Raw genomic sequence first — 19,325 nt, 5'->3', positions numbered from 1 at the left:
GCCAGCAGCCGAAACACAGCCTAAGAAAAAACGAACGACATTTAAAATGCCTGACGCCTATGTCCTCTTATTTATTATTGCTTTCATTTGCGCCATTGCCTCGTATATTGTGCCGGCGGGTGAATTTGACCGCGTGACAAAGGGGGATGTCACCACTGCTGTTCCGGGAAGCTATCATTCTATTGAACAGTCTCCGGTCAGCCTGATCAGCTTTTTTACGTCTCTTCAGGATGGAATGGTCGGATCAGCACCAATCATCTTTCTGATTTTATTCACAGGCGGCACCATTGCCATTTTAGAAAAAACGGGTGCCATCAACGGCCTGATTTACAACGTCATCAGCAAATTCCGCACAAAGCAATTATTATTTATTTGTATTGTGGGCGCGTTGTTCTCCATTCTCGGAACAACCGGAATTGTCGTGAATTCAGTAATTGGATTTATCCCCATCGGCCTCATTGTCGCACGGTCCTTAAAATGGGATGCAGTCGCGGGCGCCGCTGTTATTTACATCGGCTGCTATGCCGGATTTAACTCTACTATTTTATCGCCGTCCCCGCTCGGTTTATCGCAATCAATCGCGGAGCTGCCGCTTTTTTCGGGGATCGGCCTGCGAGTTGTGATATACATATGCTTTTTGCTGTCTTCTATTATTTATATCTATTTGTATACGAGAAAATTAAAAAAATCAAAAGATGCCAGTGTGTTAGGAACAGATTGGTTTCCTGCGGCAGGAATGGGCGAAGCCGGTAAAGAAGAAGATCAGTCAGTGCCGTTTACTGTTCGCCATAAGCTTATTTTGGCTGTAGCGGGACTGTCGCTGATTGGATTTTTATACGGCGCTTTAAAGCTGGGCTGGTCTGATTCCCAAATGGCTGCTACGTTTATTTTTATTTCTGTCCTTGCCGGTTTAATAGGCGGGCTTGCGGCAAACGATATTGCCAAAACCTTCATTACGGGCTGCCAAAGCCTCGTGTACGGGGCACTGATTGTCGGGATGGCACGAAGCATTTCCGTCATTCTTGAAAATGGCAAGCTCCTCGATACAGTCGTCAATGCTTTGGCTTCGCTTTTGGATGGATTCAGCCCGATTGCCGGTGCGATCGGCATGTATATCGCCAGTGCGCTGCTTCATTTTCTCATCTCTTCAGGGTCTGGGGAAGCCGTTGTATTTATTCCAATCCTGGCGCCGCTCGCTGATTTGATGGGAATTACGAGACAGGTTGCGGTGGAAGCGGTTATGCTTGGAGAAGGAGTCGTCAACTGTGTGAACCCGACATCCGGCGTTCTCATGGCGGTGCTTGCCGCCAGCGGCATTCCGTACGTCAAGTGGCTTCGGTTTATGGTGCCGCTTGCTCTGATTTGGTTCTTGATCGGACTTGTATTTATTGTGATCGGTGTCATGATCAATTGGGGGCCGTTTTAACGATTGCTGCCCGCCGGCTTGTACGGCGGGCTTTTAAGTTATCCATTGCAGAAGCGCAGGCTGTTATTGTAACATGTAAGCCATAAGCCATTCGTAAAAGTGCGGGAGGAAGGTCATGAATAATCTGCGTAATAGACTTTCAGGCGTGAATGGGGAAAATAAGAGAGTAAAAAAAGAACAAAAAATCTGGTCGGAGATTGGGATGATAGCGGGAGCTTTTGCGTTGCTTGATGTGATCATCCGCGGCATTATGTTTGAATTTCCGTTTAAAGAATGGGCTGCAAGCCTTGTGTTTTTGTTCATCATTATCTTATATTACTGCATCAGGGCAGTAGCATGTGGAATGCTCATGCCGAGAATAGACACCGAAGAAGAACTGCAAAAACGGGTGAAGCAGCAGCGAATAGAATCAATTGCGGTCGCCTTTGCGGTAGTGGTGCTTACGATGTACGACAGGGGGATTCCCCATACATTCTTCGCTTGGCTGAAAATGATCCTTCTTTTTATCGTCTGCGGCGGCGTTCTGTTCCTGCTTCGGTACGTGATTGTGAAGCTGGCTTACAGAAGAGCGGTAAAAGAAGAAGTAAAGAAGAAATCATCTTGATAGATGGTTTCTTTTTTTGTTTAGTGAGGGAAAACGCTCACAGTTCCGTTCAGCTTTTTCTATAGGAATATTGATTTGAATTCACTCTATCAAGTTGTTTTGATAGAGTGATTGTGATAATTTAACATGTAAGCGTTAACAAAATTCTCCAGTCTTCACATTAGTTTGAAAGGAGGAAGCGGAAGAATAAAGTAAGAGGGATTTTTGACTCCGCAGTAAGTCTTCAAAAATCAAATAAGGAGTGTCAAGAATGTTTGAAAAACGATTCAAAACCTCTTTACTGCCGTTATTCGCTGGTTTTTTATTGCTGTTTCATTTGGTACTGGGAGGACCGGCGGCTGCGAATGCTGAAACACAGAACACATCGAATGAGCTGGCAGCGCCATCGATCAAAAGCGGGACAATTCTTCATGCTTGGAATTGGTCGTTCAATACGTTAAAACATAATATGAAGGATATTCATGATGCAGGATATACAGCGATTCAGACGTCTCCGATTAACCAAGTAAAGGAAGGGAACCAAGGAAATAAAAGCATGTCGAACTGGTACTGGTTGTATCAGCCGACATCATATCAAATTGGCAACCGTTACCTAGGTACTGAACAAGAATTTAAAGAAATGTGCGCAGCCGCTGAAGAATATGGCGTGAAGGTCATTGTTGACGCGGTTATCAATCATACCACCAGTGACTATGCCGCGATTTCCAATGAGATTAAGAGTATTCCAAATTGGACACATGGAAACACACAAATTAAAAACTGGTCCGATCGATGGGATGTCACGCAGAATTCATTGCTGGGGCTATATGATTGGAATACACAAAATACACAAGTACAGTCCTATCTGAAACGTTTCTTAGAAAGAGCATTGAATGACGGCGCAGACGGATTTCGATATGATGCGGCCAAACATATAGAGCTTCCGGATGACGGGAATTACGGCAGTCAATTTTGGCCGAATATCACAAATACATCTGCGGAGTTCCAATACGGAGAAATCCTGCAAGATAGTGCCTCCAGAGATGCTGCATATGCGAATTATATGAATGTGACAGCATCTAATTATGGACATTCCATAAGGTCCGCGTTAAAGAATCGCAATCTTAGCGTGTCGAATATCTCCCATTATGCATCAGAGGTGTCTGCCGACAAGTTAGTCACATGGGTGGAATCGCATGATACGTATGCCAATGATGAGGAAGAGTCTACATGGATGAGCGATGACGATATTCGCTTAGGCTGGGCAGTGATTGCTTCTCGCTCAGGCAGTACGCCTCTCTTCTTTTCCAGACCTGAGGGCGGCGGAAATGGTGTCAGATTCCCGGGGAAAAGCCAAATAGGCGATCGTGGGAGTGCTTTATTTGAAGATCAGGCTATCACTGCGGTCAATAGATTTCACAATGTGATGGATGGACAGCCTGAGGAACTCTCGAACCCGAATGGTAACAACCAGATATTCATGAATCAGCGCGGTTCGCACGGCGTTGTGCTGGCAAATGCAGGTTCATCTTCTGTCACCATCAATACGTCAACGAAATTACCTGATGGCAGGTATGATAATAAAGCTGGGAACGGTTCATTTCAAGTAACAGACGGCAAATTGACAGGCACGATTAATGCCAGATCTGTGGTTGTTCTTTATTCTGATGATATTGCAAATGCGCCTCATGTCTTCCTTGAGAATGTCAAAACAGGTGTAACACATTCTTTCAACGATCAACTGACGATCACTCTGCGTGCAGATGCGAATACAACAAAAGCCGTTTATCAAATCAATAATGGGCAAGAGACAGCGTTTAAGGATGGAGACCACTTAACGATCGGAAAAGGAGATCCGTTTGGCACAACATACACCATCACGTTAACAGGAACGAACAGTGATGGTGTAACGAGGACTCAGGGATACAGCTTTGTAAAAAGAGACCCTTCTGCGGCCAAAACCATTGGCTATCAAAATCCAAATCATTGGGGCCAAGTAAATGCTTATATCTATAAACATGATGGGGGCCGGGCAATAGAATTGACCGGATCCTGGCCGGGAAAAGCAATGACTAAGAATGCAGATGGAATTTACACGCTGACGCTGCCTGCGGATACGGATACAACGAACGCCAAAGTGATTTTTAATAATGGCAGCGTCCAAGTGCCCGGACAGAACCAGCCTGGCTTTGATTACGTGCAAAATGGCTTATATAACGACTCTGGCTTAAGCGGTTCTCTTCCTCATTGAGGGCAAGGTTAGACGGGACTTACCGGTAGAAACCATCCTTGATGGTTTCTTTTTTTGTTCATAAATCAGACAAAACTTTTCTCTTGCAATAGTTTGTGAAATGTTGCACAATATAAATGTGAAATACTTCACAAACAAACATCAAAGAAAAACATACCCTGGAAGGATGATTAATGATGAACAAACATGTAAATAAAGTAGCTTTAATCGGAGCGGGTTTTGTTGGAAGCAGTTATGCATTTGCGTTAATAAACCAAGGGATCACAGATGAGCTTGTGGTCATTGATTTAAATAAAGAAAAAGCAATGGGCGATGTGATGGACTTAAACCACGGAAAGGCGTTTGCGCCGCAACCGGTCAAAACATCTTACGGAACATATGAAGACTGCAAGGATGCTGATATTGTCTGCATCTGCGCCGGAGCAAACCAAAAACCTGGAGAGACACGCCTTGAATTAGTAGAAAAGAACTTAAAGATTTTCAAAGGTATCGTCAGTGAAGTCATGGCGAGCGGATTTGACGGCATTTTCTTAATCGCGACAAATCCGGTTGATATTCTGACTTACGCTACATGGAAATTCAGCGGCCTGCCAAAAGAGCGGGTGATCGGAAGCGGCACAACACTAGATTCTGCGAGATTCCGTTACATGCTGAGCGAATACTTTGGCGCAGCGCCTCAAAACGTGCACGCGCATATTATCGGAGAGCACGGCGACACAGAGCTTCCTGTCTGGAGCCACGCGAATGTCGGTGGTGTGCCGGTCAGTGAACTCGTTGAGAAAAACGATGCGTATAAACAAGAGGAGCTTGACCAGATCGTAGATGACGTGAAAAACGCCGCTTACCATATCATTGAGAAAAAAGGTGCGACTTATTATGGTGTTGCGATGAGCCTTGCCCGCATTACAAAAGCCATTCTTCATAATGAAAACAGCATTTTAACTGTCAGCACATATTTGGACGGACAATACGGCGCAGACGACGTGTACATCGGCGTTCCGGCTGTCGTAAACCGCGGAGGTATTGCAGGCATCACTGAGCTGAACTTAAATGAGAAAGAAAAAGAACAGTTCCTTCACAGCGCAGGCGTCCTTAAAAACATTTTAAAACCTCATTTTGCAGAACAAAAGGTCAACTAATCGCAACTATAGAGTAAAGGGCTGATTGTCAATGTGTGAGCAGTTGTATGATCCGTTTGGAAACGAGTATGTGAGCGCACTTGTGGCGCTCACTCCGATTCTCTTTTTTCTCTTGGCTTTAACTGTTTTTAAAATGAAAGGCATTCTTGCGGCATTTCTTACCTTAGCCGTCAGTTTCTTCGTCTCCGTTTTGGCATTTCATATGCCGGTTGAAAAAGCAATTTCTTCTGTTTTGCTAGGAATCGGGAGCGGGCTGTGGCCGATTGGCTACATCGTTCTGATGGCGGTGTGGCTGTATAAAATCGCAGTGAAAACCGGGAAATTTACCATTATTCGTTCCAGCATTGCCGGCATTTCGCCTGACCAACGATTACAGCTATTATTAATAGGTTTTTGTTTTAACGCGTTTTTAGAAGGCGCGGCCGGTTTTGGTGTTCCGATTGCGATTAGTGCGGCGCTGCTCGTCGAACTTGGTTTTAAACCGTTAAAAGCGGCGGCTCTCTGCTTGATTGCGAACGCAGCCTCTGGAGCCTTTGGGGCGATCGGGATTCCTGTAATCACAGGGGCGCAGATTGGTGATTTGTCTGTTCTTGAGCTGTCACGGACATTGATGTGGACATTGCCGATGATCTCATTTTTGATTCCGTTTCTGCTTGTATTCCTATTAGACCGAATGAAAGGAATCAAACAGACATGGCCTGCCCTGTTGGTTGTGAGCGGTGTGTATACAGCGGTTCAGACACTGACAATGGCGGTGCTCGGACCCGAATTAGCAAACATTTTGGCGGCCTTATTCAGTATGGGCGGGCTTGCGCTCTTCCTCCGCAAATGGCAGCCGAAAGAGATTTACCGGGAGGAAGGAGCCGGCGAGACTGGTGAGAAAAAAGCATACAGTGCCGCAGACATTGCAAAAGCGTGGTCTCCTTTCTACATTTTAACTGCAGCGATCACAATCTGGAGCCTTCCTGCCTTCAAAGCGCTTTTCCAAGAAGGCGGATTGTTATATCAAACAACGCTCCTATTGAAAATGCCTTTCCTGCATCAGCAAATTATGAAAATGCCGCCGATTGCGCCATCTGCCATGCCGTTAGATGCAGTCTTTAAAGTCGACCTGCTGTCAGCGACTGGTACAGCGATTTTAGCGGCGGTCATCGTGACAGGGCTGTTCAGCAAAAATTTCTCTTATCGGGATGCCTTTGCTTCCTTGAAGGAGACAGGAAAAGAGCTGTGGGTGCCGATTATGACGATCTGCTTCGTGATGGGATTTGCCAATCTGGCCAACTTCGCAGGGCTCAGCTCTTCAATTGGATTAGCACTGGCGAAAACAGGAGACTTGTTCCCGTTTGTCAGTCCCGTTCTCGGCTGGATCGGCGTGTTCATTACCGGTTCAGTTGTCAGCAATAACGCTTTATTCGGACATTTACAGGTTGTCACCGGAGCGCAGATCGGTGCGGGTTCTGATTTGCTGTTAGCTGCAAATACGGCGGGCGGGGTGATGGCAAAACTTGTTTCTCCTCAGTCCATCGCCATCGCTGCCGCAGCGGTTGGCCAGACAGGCAAGGAATCTAAACTGTTTAAACGGACAGTGGCGTATAGCCTGATTCTGTTATTGATCATTTGTATATGGACGTTTATTCTTGCAAAATTAGGGTTGTAATCGAAAAAAGCAGTACATGTCAGCCATGTACTGCTTTTTTGTTAATTTGCTTTCTTCGCCATTTCCGCTGTTGTTTTCACTCTGGCTTTTCCCATAAACAAAACGGTAACCGCCGCGAGGACAATTGGAATCAAAGCGAGTAAAAAGACATATGTGATGCTTGATGACATCGCGTCAATAATGCGATTCAGGATTGCCTCAGGAATCTGGGAACGTGTTCCTGCTTGGAAAATCTCCTGCGGGTCGCCGATATTTTGCGCAGCGCCTGAGCCTGATGAGCCTTTCATGCCACTGAAGCCGTCGCTTAGCTTGTTTGTGAATACGTTTGTTTGCACCGTTCCGAAAATGGTGACGCCCAGGGTCATGCCGAATGACCGCAAAAATGAATTTGTAGAGTTGGCCGTTCCCCGAAAACGAGGTTCAAGATCGTTCATCGATGCCGCCGGCAGCAGGGAGAAGTTAAAGCCTACGCCAAAGCCTGAAATCATCATAAAGACTGTCAGCCATACCCGTGCTGTGTCAGGCGTCATATTAGAAAGAAGCAGCATGCCGATAAAGAAAGCGATAACAGATATCAGCATCAAATTGCGGAAGCTTGCCTTCGTTTGGAAGATCCCGCCGATCATGCTTCCGATGACTGACCCAATCATCATCGGCGTCAAAATGAAGCCCGCGCTTGTCGCTGAGCTGCCGTATACTGCCTGAACGAAAATTGGAATAAATACCGCTAAAATAATGAATGTTCCGCCATACAGGAAAGCGAGAATCTGTGCTGTGGCAAACAGCCTGTTTTTAAACATCCAGAAAGAAATAATCGGTTCTTCCGCTTTTCTCTCCACAATAAAAAAGGCAATGAAGAAAACGGAAAATACAATAAACAGGCCAATGATCTGAATGGAATTCCAATCGTAAGTTTTGCCGCCAAGCTCAAGAGCGAACATCAGGCATACAATTGATACGACTAAAGTAATCGCGCCGCCCCAGTCAATCTTCTGCTTTCTGTGCTCCAGAGATTCTTTGTAGTAGCGAATAATGAAAAACAATGACAATGCGCCGATCGGTACATTGATGTAAAACACCCAGTGCCAGCTGATCGAATCTGTAATGATCGCGCCTAACAGCGGCCCAAGAACACTGGATAATCCGAATACAGCACCGAACATGCCGGACATCTTTCCGCGTTTTTCCGGCGGAAACAAATCAAAGATAATGGTAAAGGCAATCGGCAGGAGCGCGCCGCCTCCAATCCCTTGAATGGCCCGGTAGATGATCAGCTGATTCATCGTCTGTGCAATCCCGCATAAAGCCGACCCGATTAAGAAAAAAATAAGTCCAAACAGGAAAAAACGTTTTCGGCCGTACATATCGGAGAGTTTGCCGTAAATCGGCATCCCAGCCATGACCGCCACCATATAAGACGCCGTCACCCAAGCAAATTTATCGAAGCTTCCAAGATCCGCTACGATGCTGCCCATCGCGGTGGCAACAATCGTATTGTCCATCGCCGACATCAAGATGCCCAGCAGGAGACCGAGGACCACAAATTTGGTGGAAGCCTGTTTTGCTGATGTTGTGTCCATTTGTTCTACCTCCTCTTACTTTTCTATGTAAGTTCTGATATCATGATAATAGTTTGATTATTAAATATCTCGATTATCAAGATAAATTCGATTTTATAGGGAGGACTGTCAGTTGTCAACAAGAAATTCCAGAAGTGAGTTGGAAAAGACTGCCGTTCAGCTTTTTCGGAAATTGGGCACAAGAACGGTTCTGTTTCATCAGGCAGCCGCTCAAGCTCTCGGTCTGTTTCCCACCGATTTAAAATCAGCTGACATCTTAAATGAAGCAGGGCCGATGACTGCCGGAGAGCTGGGGAAAAAGACGGGCCTCAGCACAGGTTCGGTCACGGCGCTTGTTGACCGGCTAGAAAAAGCGGGGTATGTGGCTCGTGAAAAGGATCCGAACGACCGCAGAAGAGTCATAATCGTCCCATTGACCGCTTCAAAGAAACATGTAAAGGATTTGTTCCGTTCTCTGTCAGAGTCGACGATGGATTTGTGCCGTGAGTATACAGAAGAAGAACTAGAACTCATTTTCAGTTTCGTAGGCAAAGCCGCCGATATTGTGGAGGAAGAACTTAAACGTCTGAAACAGTAAGCGATTTTTGTGCATAGCTTGGCCCGTTCCCGAATAAATTGTACAAGTTACGTAAGAGAAGGGAGTACGGGCCGGTGAACATTTTTTTGAGCTATATTGTGCTGGGACTGTCCTTGTCTGCGCCTGTGGGACCAGTGAATGCGGCGCAAATAGACAAAGGAATTAAAAACGGTTTTTGGCATGCGTGGATTTTTGGTTTAGGCGCCATGACAGCGGACGGACTGTACATGCTTTTTATCTATTTCGGGCTTTCACAGTTTTTGACCGCTCCATTTGTAAAAACGTTTTTGTGGCTCTTCGGCTTTTTTGTTCTGACCTATACCGGAATTGAAACGCTGAAAAATGTCAGAGAACCGATGGATGTGCGAAGCTCGCGAGGAAAAGTGTCATATAGGAAAACATTCGCTTCGGGTTTTCTCATTTCACTGTCAAATCCATTGAGCATCCTTTTTTGGCTCGGAATTTATGGGAGCATACTTGCGAAAACAGCAGAGGCCTACAATATGAATCAGCTTCTGATCTATAGCTCCGGCATCATGATCGGCATTTTAATCTGGGATTTTTGCATGGCGATTACAGCCAGCATGTTCAGAAATCTGCTTCATGAAAAGCTGTTGAGAGGATTGACCGGAATCGCTGGTGTATCCCTCCTTATATTTGGCTTTTACTTCGGTTATCAAGGCATCAGACAGTTATTGGGCTGATTCATGAAGGACAGTCACCTGCCGTCTCCAGTTTTAATATAGTATCCAGATGATACTGGAGGTGGATCAATGGTGAATGGGATTTACACCAAAAGTTTTCTGGAACGTAATCAAGCTGAACTCCCTGAATGGCAAAGAATCGCTTTTGAGCTTTTGGCAGAAACTGTGGCGGATGACGCGGATACGTTTCCGTGCATTCCCGGACGCCAGGCGTTTCTGACAGATCAGCTTCGTATTACTTTTGCCGGAGATCCGCGGGAAAACCGTACAGCGGAGGAACTGGCACCACTGCTTGCGGAGTACGGCAAGATATCGCGGGACACGGGAAAGTATGCATCCCTCGTTGTGTTGTTTGATACACCGGAAGATTTGGCTGAGCACTATTCGATTGAAGCGTATGAAGAGCTGTTTTGGAGCTTTTTAAATAGACTGAGTCACCAGGACGAAAAAGAGTGGCCGGAAGACATTCCGGCCGATCCCGAGCATTATAAATGGGAGTTTTGTTTTGACGGCGAGCCGTACTTTATTTTGTGCGCTACACCGGGGCACGAAGCGAGAAGAAGCCGGAGCTTTCCCTATTTTATGATCACGTTTCAGCCAAGATGGGTGTTTGAAGAGTTAAATGGATCAACCGCTTTTGGCCGCAACATGAGCAGGCTGATCCGATCCCGTTTAAAGGCCTACGATCAAGCTCCGGTTCACCCGCAATTAGGCTGGTACGGAGGAAAGAATAATCGCGAATGGAAACAGTATTTCCTCCGTGACGACGAAAAACAGGTATCGAAGTGTCCGTTTTCTTATTTAAAGAACATGTTCAACAAAATGAAATAAATCACGAGCTGGCAGGGCGGTCTTTATGTCCCTGCTTTTTTTGATAGATCATCGTAACGATGGCAATGATCACGAGAAAACCTATGCTTACAAAAAAACCGGGCCGGCTTGATTTTTCAAACAGTGTGCCGGACACAGCCGCAGCAATCAGGATCATCGCTAAATAAATTTGCGTTTTCCCCATTCCCTCGGGATCAGTCAGCTTTTTGCTGGAGAACAGGATAAACAGCCAAGTGTATAAAAGCATTAGCCCCGCTGCTGTCGTCATGTGCTCATAAATGTTTTTGGGCAGCACTAAAGACAGAATGATGGATAGAACAAGCCCCGCAAACGTCAGTCCTAGCGCCGGCCAGCATATTTTTTTGCCTTCCTTTAAAGTAAAGCATTTCGGCGCGTCTCCGTCATCAGCCATCGTACATAGCAATGTCGTAACCGCAAACAGTGAAGCGACGAGGGTTGAGAACCCGGCAATAATGAAAATCCCGTTAAAAATATCGAGGATGATCTTAAGGTTATATCCTTTTAACGACGTAATGAACGGGCTGTCCTGCTCAGTAAACATGTCTAATGGAACCAGCAGCAAGGCCAGTCCGATCGAAATAATATAAATAATCGCCAGCGTCGCCAGCATTAGTTTCCCTGATTTAGACGCTTCCTCTGGTTTTTTTAAGTGAACCGCCATCAGCCCCATGACCTCAATTCCGCCAAAGGCGTAAAACGCGTAGATTAAACCTGTCCAAAGCCCCATGGCGCCATATGGGAAAAACTCACTCGTCTTATTTGGAACCTGTACATCGTGCTTTCCGCCAGACAGGATACCGCATAATGCCAGGATGGCAATCACAATAAACATAAAAATAGCGGCTGTTTTGATGACTGCCAGTACGTTTTCAGTCTTCTCAAAAACAGACAGTCCGGTGAAAATAATCAGTAGCCCAAGTACCGCGTAGATTGAAGCAAACACCCATAACGGCACTTGAGGAAACCAGTGCTTCGTAAATAGCGAAATGGCTGTCAGCTGGCTTCCGGTAATCAGCATTTCTGATGACCAGTACACCCAGCCGTTGCTGAAGCCGGCCCATCTGCCAAACGCTTTTCGCGCATATGCACAAAACGAGCCTTTTTCGGGCTGTTTTGCCGATAGCTTGGCAAGCTGCTCGAATACAAAATACGTGCCGATCGCCCCGATCAGAAATGACAGCAGAACGGAAAAACCGCTTTTCACTATTGCAATGCTGGAACCGAGAAAAAATCCTGTTCCGATCGTGCATCCTATACCGATTAATGATAGCTGCCACCAGGCCAAATTTCCTTTTTGCTGGTCTTTTTTTGTTTGACTCATAATCATTTCAACCCCTTTTATCTAAGGTTAGATTGCGACCCGCCCGAAGCTTATATACATCGGATTTTTGCCTCTTTTTACATGGGGAAGGCGGAGAACGCTCATACTAATGAAAAAAGGAGCGAAGCAATGACACAGCAATATATCGTGGAGCCGAAAAAAGGGCTTGGGCTGAAGCTGAAAAAGGGGCAGATTTTAAAGGTGGTTGATGTAGAAGGGCAGCAGGTTGCTGATTTTGTTGCGTACCATGCCAAGGATTTTTATGAGCATCTTGATCAGGGAGCAACGATTGATGCTAATCATTCCATTCATGTGAAAGTCAACGATCATATCTACTCGAATCTATACAAACCGATGCTGACGCTAATTGAAGATACGGTCGGCAAGCATGATTTGCTGCTTCCCGCCTGCCGTCCTGATATGAACAGACTCTTATATGGGAAGCAAAAAGATGAGTTTCAGGATACGTGCTATGACAATATGAACCGTGCGCTTGAGCAATTTGGCGTACCGAAGCCTCACATGCATTACCCGTTTGCGATTTTTATGAATACTGTCCTTGATGAGAAAGGGAACTTGTCTGTAGAAACGCCGCTTTCGAATGCCGGGGATTATGTAAGGCTGCGGGCGGAAATGGATTTGGTTGTCGCGTTTTCTTCCTGCCCGATAGAAAAAGGTAAGTGCAATGGCGATAGCGTAACGTCTATACGGGTGGAAGTCAGCTGATCTCTCTTGTTCACTGTGAATCAAGACCTGTGCTATATTTAATAGGGATACATAATTGTCATGATTCATTTTCATCAATTTGGGGAAATGATCAAATAAGAAACAGCGAATTGTACAGGAGGAATGATTGGGATGAGCATGCAGGAAAAGATTATGCGTGAATTACATGTGAAGCCCTCAATTGATCCAAAGCAAGAAATTGAGGACCGAATCAATTTTTTAAAACAATATCTGAAAAAAACCGGCGCTAAAGGCTTTGTGTTAGGAATCAGCGGTGGACAGGATTCAACTCTCGCGGGGCGCCTGGCCCAGCTTGCGGTGGAAAGTATTCGCGAGGAGGGCGGAGACGCTCAATTTATCGCGGTCCGTCTTCCGCATGGTACACAGCAGGATGAAGACGATGCCCAGCTTGCTTTGAAGTTCATTAAGCCGGATAAATCATGGAAGTTCGACATTAAGTCCACAGTCAGCGCGTTTTCTGATCAGTATCAGCAGGAAACCGGTGATCAGCTGACTGACTTTAATAAAGGAAATGTAAAAGCGAGAACAAGAATGATCGCTCAATACGCGATCGGCGGCCAAGAAGGCCTTCTTGTCATCGGCACGGATCATGCCGCTGAGGCTGTGACTGGTTTCTTTACGAAGTATGGTGACGGCGGAGCGGACCTCCTGCCGCTGACTGGATTGACGAAGCGTCAAGGAAAAAGCCTGCTGAAAGAGCTGGGTGCATCGGAACGCTTATACTTAAAAGAACCAACTGCCGATCTGCTCGACGAAAAACCGCAGCAGGCGGATGAAACAGAGCTAGGCATTTCTTACGAGGAAATTGACGATTATCTCGAAGGAAAAGAAGTATCAGCGAAAGTGTCAGAAGCGCTGGAAAATCGCTACAGCATAACTGAGCATAAACGTCAGGTTCCGGCGTCTATGTTTGATGACTGGTGGAAATAGGATAAAGAAAGCCCGCTCTCGGAGCGGGCTTTTCAGCGTGTCGGCAATCCTCGCATTCGTTGTCAGTCCTGCGTGTTGGTGCTCACGGGTTAAGAAAGGAACGGCGGCTAATCGCTCAGGCGTCCTGCCTAAACGCCGCCATCATCACATCCTGTGAAAGTCTGCTCCAATGCTCGTCCTTTCTAGACTTCAAGGGTTTTCAATCAAGCTGAAAAAAGATGATAAAATCCTAAAACGTAAACCGTTTTAGGATTTTATCATGTGCGGGATCTTTATTTGATGCGGATATGATTCAGCTTTACCATCAATCTGTCGGTGAACCTTCGGAGGCTGCCTCTCGTGTCAGGGGCTAATGTAAGATTGGCTCTTGCGGCAATGGTTTCTGCCGCATCCTGAATTGACATGTTGTCTGTTTGGAGGTGATCCGCAAAGATTGGTGATGCCAATCCTTCAATGCAGCGGTCGATTTGTTTGGCGGCTCATGAATTTTTTCCTTCTGCTCTTGTTCGCAGCCGTTTTAACAAGGTTTCTTTTGAAGCCATTAGTGTAAAGTGGTGAACTGTCCTGCCATCATGTCTAAGCCTGTCGATGATCTCATAAAAGTATTCAGGATGTACAATCGTCATAGGCACAATGATGATGCCGCGGTATGTATCGGTCAGGGAGGCCAGCAAGCTGTAATTGAACGCCCGCCATAAGGGGTAGCTTTGAAAATCGTCCTCCGCGATCTCCGGCGGTATCATGGAGCGCAGTGCAAAACCCATTTTCTCAGGATCATACACGTAAGATGGTTTCAGCCTTCTGCTCAGTTCGAAAGCTGTTTGTGTTTTTCCGGAACCAAAAGCCCCGTTTATCCATATGATCATCGACATTTCTCCCTTCTTATTTATCATAAAAAAAAAGACCCTTCGATCGAAGAGCCAGCGGGAAAAACAATCAAGGCAGTGAGATTGAAAGGTTTTAGTGCTTTTTTGCGTCGAAGTATTAAAATATATGCGGAAATGTTGTACAATGAATGTCATTCAGGCAAAAACGTTTGAACAACCAAGAGCAGGCTATCCCGGGTAAAGCTTGAACGGAAAAGGACGGGCAAGCCGGTATCTATATAAATATTCGTAAAATAAGCATATAATGAATATAAAAATTTCATTCCTTAGGAGGATTTCGCCGAAGATGAACGCTAAACGAGCCATCCCAGTAAGAGAAAGAAATATCGTCCTGATCGGATTCATGGGTGTAGGAAAAACGACAATCGGCCAATTGGTCGCTAAAAAATTATATAGAGATTTTATCGATATTGACCAAGAGATCGAAAAGGATTTCAACATGTCAATCCCTGAAATGTTTGAGGAAAAGGGAGAAGACTTTTTCCGGAAAACGGAGAAGGAATATATTTTAGACATCTGCCGTCATAAACGATTCAAAATCGTCTCTCTGGGCGGCGGGTCTTTTAAACAAGAGGAAATCAGAAAGTGCTGTCTGGAAAACTGTCTCGTGCTCCATCTGGACCTGTCATGGGAGAACTGGAAGCAGCGAGCGGACTTATTAATCGAGAGCCGCCCTGTGCTGCATAACCGTTCAATGGATGAAATGGAACAGCTGTTTAACGAAAGAAAAGTCATTTACGACAAACACAATTCAAAAGTTGCAACAGACAACCTTTCTCCGGAAGAGGTTGCTGATTACATTGTAGAGACATTAAAAATCGGCTGGGATCTTTATCAGCCAATGTAAAAGCCGTGCCGTGCGCACGGCTTTTTTTATCGTTTTATGCCCTGTATCAAAATCGCTTTTAAACAAAAGGAGCCGGGCTGTCCGTTTTGATTCAATTTGATGTGGAACATGTCACGCGCTTCGTCTGATGCGTCATTCAGATGGGCGGTGATTTGCTTTTCCCGGTCGGCGGGAGTTCCGCCCCGTTTGATCCAGCTTTCGTATTGAATCGGCAAATTCCACTTTTGGATTTCTTGGTACTCAAGCTGATTAGTAGTGAACATCGACTGCCATTCTGATAATGAGCTTTCCCGGACATGGGAAGGGTCTCGAAGCTGGTTCAAATGATTAACAAACTCATCAAGAACGGGATCTTCAGGCGCGTAATGATCGACTAAGAGAAAACGTCCGTCCTTTTTCAGCACGCGTGCAACTTCGCTGACGGCTTTGCGGACATCTGAAAAATGGTGGGCCGCGTATCGGCAGGTGACGATATCAAATGAATCGTCGGGGAAGGGGAGTGACTCTGCCGTTCCTTGCTGAAAGCGTACGCTTCCCGCTCCTTTGTCTTGCGCAAAGGAGGAGGCAACCTCTACCATCTCTTTCGTCGCATCAACACCGATGCACTCCTGTACATATGGGGAAAATGCCAGCGCTGTATGGCCAGCACCCGCTCCGATATCCAGCACCCGCTGCTCAGCCCGGCATTCCGCCGTTTTGATCATGAACCCTAAATCTTCCCCCTCGGCAAATACCTTCTCATCCCGGTACATCTCGGCGTTTTTAGAAAACGGTGTTTCATTTCTCATGTGAACCAGCTCCTTTTTTTTGTAAATGATGATATGGATTATGTTAGCAATTTCTGTTATGATTCGTCCAAGATATAAAAATGATAAAAACGATAGGTTCAACCTATGGAGGCTGAAATGGATATTAAAGTGATGGAATATGCAGCGGAAATCGCCCGGCGCCAAAGCTTTACAAAGGCGGCAGAGCATCTTCATATCGCTCAGCCATCTCTTAGCCAGCAAATCAAAAAGCTTGAGGCTGAGCTGGGTCTTACCCTTTTTCACAGAACCCACGGCTCTGTTACGCTGACACCCCACGGCCGGCGTTTCATTGAAAAAGCCGAGGACATCATTCGTTCAAAAGATGACTTGCTCCGGGAGATGCAGGAGCGGTCGCAAGGACTGGGGCACAAGCTTTCCATTGGGATTCCTGCTGTAACAGGAAGATATCTCTTTCCGCCTCTGCTAAAGCAGTTTTTGGCGCGTTATCCTCATGTGGAGGTTCAGCTTGTTGAAAAAGATCCGGTTTCTTTAGAGGAGATGACGGCAAAGGGAGAGGTTGACCTTTCTGTCTTATCCTTGCCGATCGAGGATGAACGGCTCTCCATTACACACTTGCTCACGGAACCGATTGTTCTCGCAGTGCCGAAGGAAAAACAAAGGTGGATGCCGCCGGAAATGGCCGCGCTGATTGAGAAAGCGCTGGAAGGTGAGAAGGGCCGCCAGCCGTGCGTGCCGCTTGAAATGGTAAGGCACGTGCCGTTTATTCTGTTAAAAGAAGGTTTCGGATTTCGCAGGACAGTTCTCGATCTCTGTGCGGAAAGCGGCTTTAAGCCGAATACTGCCTTTAAAACGAGCCATATTGAAACCGCCCAATCTCTTGTGGCCAACGGCTTAGGTGTGACAATGGCGCCGAATATGGTCAGAAGGGATAAAGATCCGGGTGTGATCTATTTATCCATTCAATCCGCGCCATCACGAACCCTCGTCTTTGTGTTTTTAAAGAACCGCTATGTCAGTCTGACAGCCCAGGCCTTTATGGAACTGAGCCGGGAAAGTCTTAAACAAACGTTTGATGAAGGCTGTCTGGAAAACAAAAGTGAAAATATTTAGAAAACAAATCCGAAACGTGGTAGTATAGGAATACAAACTAAATCTTATAAAACAAAGGGGAATAATCGGAAATGCAACTATTCGATCTGCCGCTCGACCAATTGCAAACGTATAAGCCTGAAAAAACAACACCGAACGATTTTTCTGAGTTTTGGAAATCGTCTTTGGACGAACTTGCGAAAGTCCAAGCAGCACCTGATTTACAGCCGGTTGATTATCCTGCTGATGGAGTTAAGGTGTACCGCCTCACATATAAAAGCTTCGGAAACGCCCGCATTGCCGGATGGTACGCAGTGCCTGACAAGGAAGGCCCGCATCCAGCGATCGTCAAATATCATGGCTACAACGCTAGCTATGACGGTGAGATTCATGAAATGGTAAACTGGGCGCTCCACGGTTACGCCGCATTCGGCATGCTTGTCCGCGGCCAGCAGAGCAGCGAGGATACGACTATTTCTCCGCATGGTCATGCTTTGGGCTGGATGACGAAAGGAATCCTTGATAAAGATACATACTATTACCGGGGCGTTTATTTGGACGCTGTCCGCGCGCTTGAAGTCATAAGCAGCTTTGACGAAGTTGACGAAGCAAGAATCGGTGTGACAGGCGGAAGCCAAGGAGGCGGCTTAACCATTGCCGCAGCAGCTCTGTCAGACATTCCGAAAGCCGCGGTTGCCGATTATCCTTATTTAAGCAACTTTGAACGGGCCATTGATGTGGCGCTTGAACAGCCGTACCTTGAAATCAATTCCTTCTTTAGAAGAAATGGCAGCCCGGAAACGGAAGAGAAGGCGATGAAGACACTTTCATATTTCGATATTATGAATCTCGCTGACCGAGTGAAGGTCCCTGTTCTGATGTCGATCGGTCTGATTGACAAGGTCACGCCGCCGTCCACCGTGTTTGCCGCATACAACCACTTGGAGACAGAGAAAGAGCTCAAGGTGTACCGCTACTTCGGGCATGAGTATATCCCTGCCTTTCAAACAGAAAAACTTGCTTTCTTTAAGCAGCATCTTAAAGGCTGATAAACGTGAAAAGCCGCCGCACAACATCAGGCGGTTTTTTTTCTGCAAACTGCCGGAATGAGAACAGACTGGAGACGAATAGATATGAAACAGAGGATCATTGATGAATTAAAACGAATCGAGCAGTCATACGGAGTCAAAATCGTATATGCCGTTGAGTCAGGAAGCCGCGCATGGGGATTCCCGTCGCAGGACAGTGATTACGATGTCCGCTTTATTTATGTGCCGAAAAAGGAATGGTATTTTTCAATTGAGCAGGAGCGTGATGTCATTGAGGAACCGATTCACGATTTGCTGGATATCAGCGGCTGGGAGCTGAGAAAGACGCTGCGCCTCTTCAAAAAGTCAAACCCTCCGCTCCTTGAATGGCTGTCCTCAGACATTGTGTACTACGAAGCATTTACGACTGCAGAGCAGTTAAGAAAACTGCGGACGGAGGCATTTAAGCCTGAAGCAAGCGTGTATCACTATATCAATATGGCGAGAAGGAACGTCAAAGATTACCTTCAAGGGCAAGAGGTCAAAATCAAAAAGTATTTCTACGTGCTTCGGCCTATTTTGGCTTGCAAATGGATTGAAGAGCACGGAACGATTCCGCCAATGGATTTTACTGTTTTGATGAATGAACTTGTGACTGACCCTGAGCTGAAGGCAGAAATGGAAACCTTGCTTGAACGGAAAAGAAGAGGCGAAGAGCTTGATCTCGAAGCAAGAATTCAAGTCATTCACGAATTCATTGAAACGGAAATCGAAAGAATCATGGAAGCAGCAAAAACGCTGAAAGCAAAACAAAAGGATATGACACCTGAATTGAATCGTTTGCTTTTGAATACGGTTGAAGAAGTGTGGAAGGATGGAGGAAGCTGATGTTTTTTGTCGCTTCCTTTTCTCCTTTGTTCGACAGAATTCCCCGACT

At 46.0% G+C, this 19,325-nt stretch carries 16 protein-coding genes and 2 pseudogenes; 14 read left to right on the top strand and 4 right to left on the bottom strand.

What is annotated here, in order from left to right; translation table 11 throughout:
• The 5 genes and pseudogenes from RAC86_RS08090 to RAC86_RS08070 form a co-directional block, all read left to right on the top strand.
• The coding region (locus RAC86_RS08090) for a YfcC family protein (protein ID WP_377885485.1) at positions 1–1,426 on the top strand (1,426 nt) is incomplete at its 5' end.
• Between the two features lie 115 nt (positions 1,427–1,541).
• A pseudogene (locus tag RAC86_RS08085) lies at positions 1,542–2,109 on the top strand (DUF6773 family protein).
• Positions 2,110–2,280: 171 nt separating this feature from the next.
• The gene (amyE, locus tag RAC86_RS08080; RefSeq protein WP_072565707.1) at positions 2,281–4,260 is read left to right on the top strand and encodes an alpha-amylase; all 1,980 of its coding nucleotides are present in this window, start codon (positions 2,281–2,283) and stop codon (positions 4,258–4,260) included.
• Positions 4,261–4,433: 173 nt separating this feature from the next.
• Entirely contained in the window at positions 4,434–5,399 is a 966-nt protein-coding gene (locus tag RAC86_RS08075) for an L-lactate dehydrogenase (RefSeq protein ID WP_014112575.1), read from the top strand.
• A gap of 31 nt (positions 5,400–5,430) precedes the next feature.
• Positions 5,431–7,056, top strand: coding sequence for an L-lactate permease (locus RAC86_RS08070; RefSeq protein ID WP_072565708.1), 1,626 nt, complete (start codon positions 5,431–5,433; stop codon positions 7,054–7,056).
• Between the two features lie 41 nt (positions 7,057–7,097).
• Here the strand turns inward: RAC86_RS08070 and bmr3 are convergent, their stop codons facing one another.
• Entirely contained in the window at positions 7,098–8,636 is a 1,539-nt protein-coding gene (gene bmr3, locus RAC86_RS08065) for a multidrug efflux MFS transporter Bmr3 (RefSeq protein ID WP_072565709.1), read from the bottom strand.
• Positions 8,637–8,748: 112 nt separating this feature from the next.
• Here bmr3 and RAC86_RS08060 point away from each other — a divergent pair, with 112 nt between their 5' ends.
• The 3 genes from RAC86_RS08060 to RAC86_RS08050 all read left to right on the top strand — a co-directional run bounded on the left by RAC86_RS08060 (position 8,749) and on the right by RAC86_RS08050 (position 10,748).
• Positions 8,749–9,213 (top strand): MarR family transcriptional regulator, encoded by a 465-nt coding sequence (locus tag RAC86_RS08060; protein WP_061187021.1) that lies wholly within the window; start codon positions 8,749–8,751, stop codon positions 9,211–9,213.
• A gap of 74 nt (positions 9,214–9,287) precedes the next feature.
• Positions 9,288–9,917, top strand: coding sequence for a LysE family translocator (locus tag RAC86_RS08055; RefSeq protein WP_014112579.1), 630 nt, complete (start codon positions 9,288–9,290; stop codon positions 9,915–9,917).
• Positions 9,918–9,986: 69 nt separating this feature from the next.
• Positions 9,987–10,748 (top strand): YqcI/YcgG family protein, encoded by a 762-nt coding sequence (locus RAC86_RS08050; RefSeq protein ID WP_014112580.1) that lies wholly within the window; start codon positions 9,987–9,989, stop codon positions 10,746–10,748.
• Position 10,749: 1 nt separating this feature from the next.
• On the opposite strand, the gene RAC86_RS08045 is transcribed toward RAC86_RS08050, so the two are convergent.
• Positions 10,750–12,090 carry an amino acid permease gene (locus RAC86_RS08045; RefSeq protein WP_003224799.1) on the bottom strand — a complete coding sequence of 447 codons (1,341 nt, stop codon included), beginning with the start codon at positions 12,088–12,090 and terminating at the stop codon, positions 10,750–10,752.
• Positions 12,091–12,219: 129 nt separating this feature from the next.
• Here RAC86_RS08045 and RAC86_RS08040 point away from each other — a divergent pair, with 129 nt between their 5' ends.
• Entirely contained in the window at positions 12,220–12,816 is a 597-nt protein-coding gene (locus tag RAC86_RS08040) for a DUF1989 domain-containing protein (RefSeq protein ID WP_014112582.1), read from the top strand.
• A 132-nt stretch (positions 12,817–12,948) separates the two neighbouring features.
• A complete protein-coding gene (nadE, locus tag RAC86_RS08035; protein WP_014112583.1) occupies positions 12,949–13,767 on the top strand; it encodes an ammonia-dependent NAD(+) synthetase in 819 nt (272 codons plus the stop codon).
• A gap of 272 nt (positions 13,768–14,039) precedes the next feature.
• Here the strand turns inward: nadE and tmrB are convergent.
• Positions 14,040–14,633, bottom strand: a pseudogene (gene tmrB / locus RAC86_RS08030) (tunicamycin resistance ATP-binding TmrB).
• 307 nt (positions 14,634–14,940) lie between these two features.
• Here tmrB and RAC86_RS08025 point away from each other — a divergent pair.
• Positions 14,941–15,501, top strand: a complete 561-nt coding sequence (locus tag RAC86_RS08025; RefSeq protein ID WP_003224806.1) for a shikimate kinase — start codon at positions 14,941–14,943, stop codon at positions 15,499–15,501.
• A gap of 26 nt (positions 15,502–15,527) precedes the next feature.
• Here the strand turns inward: RAC86_RS08025 and RAC86_RS08020 are convergent, their stop codons facing one another.
• Positions 15,528–16,289, bottom strand: coding sequence for a class I SAM-dependent methyltransferase (locus RAC86_RS08020; RefSeq protein WP_014112586.1), 762 nt, complete (start codon positions 16,287–16,289; stop codon positions 15,528–15,530).
• 117 nt (positions 16,290–16,406) lie between these two features.
• On the opposite strand from RAC86_RS08020, the gene RAC86_RS08015 reads away from it, so the two are divergent.
• The 3 genes from RAC86_RS08015 to RAC86_RS08005 all read left to right on the top strand — a co-directional run bounded on the left by RAC86_RS08015 (position 16,407) and on the right by RAC86_RS08005 (position 19,276).
• Positions 16,407–17,381 carry a LysR family transcriptional regulator gene (locus tag RAC86_RS08015; RefSeq protein WP_014112587.1) on the top strand — a complete coding sequence of 325 codons (975 nt, stop codon included), beginning with the start codon at positions 16,407–16,409 and terminating at the stop codon, positions 17,379–17,381.
• Between the two features lie 71 nt (positions 17,382–17,452).
• On the top strand, positions 17,453–18,409 hold the full coding sequence (gene cah / locus RAC86_RS08010; RefSeq protein WP_014112588.1) for a cephalosporin C deacetylase: 957 nt from the start codon (positions 17,453–17,455) through the stop codon (positions 18,407–18,409).
• Positions 18,410–18,493: 84 nt separating this feature from the next.
• Complete coding sequence (locus tag RAC86_RS08005) at positions 18,494–19,276, top strand: nucleotidyltransferase domain-containing protein (protein ID WP_014112589.1); 783 nt, start codon at positions 18,494–18,496, stop codon at positions 19,274–19,276.
• The last annotated feature ends 49 nt before the right edge of the window (positions 19,277–19,325 follow it).

This window comes from Bacillus sp. LR_5 (genome assembly GCF_042709275.1).
Note: the sequence above shows the minus strand (reverse complement) of the source record. Positions and strands in the feature narration are given on the sequence as shown.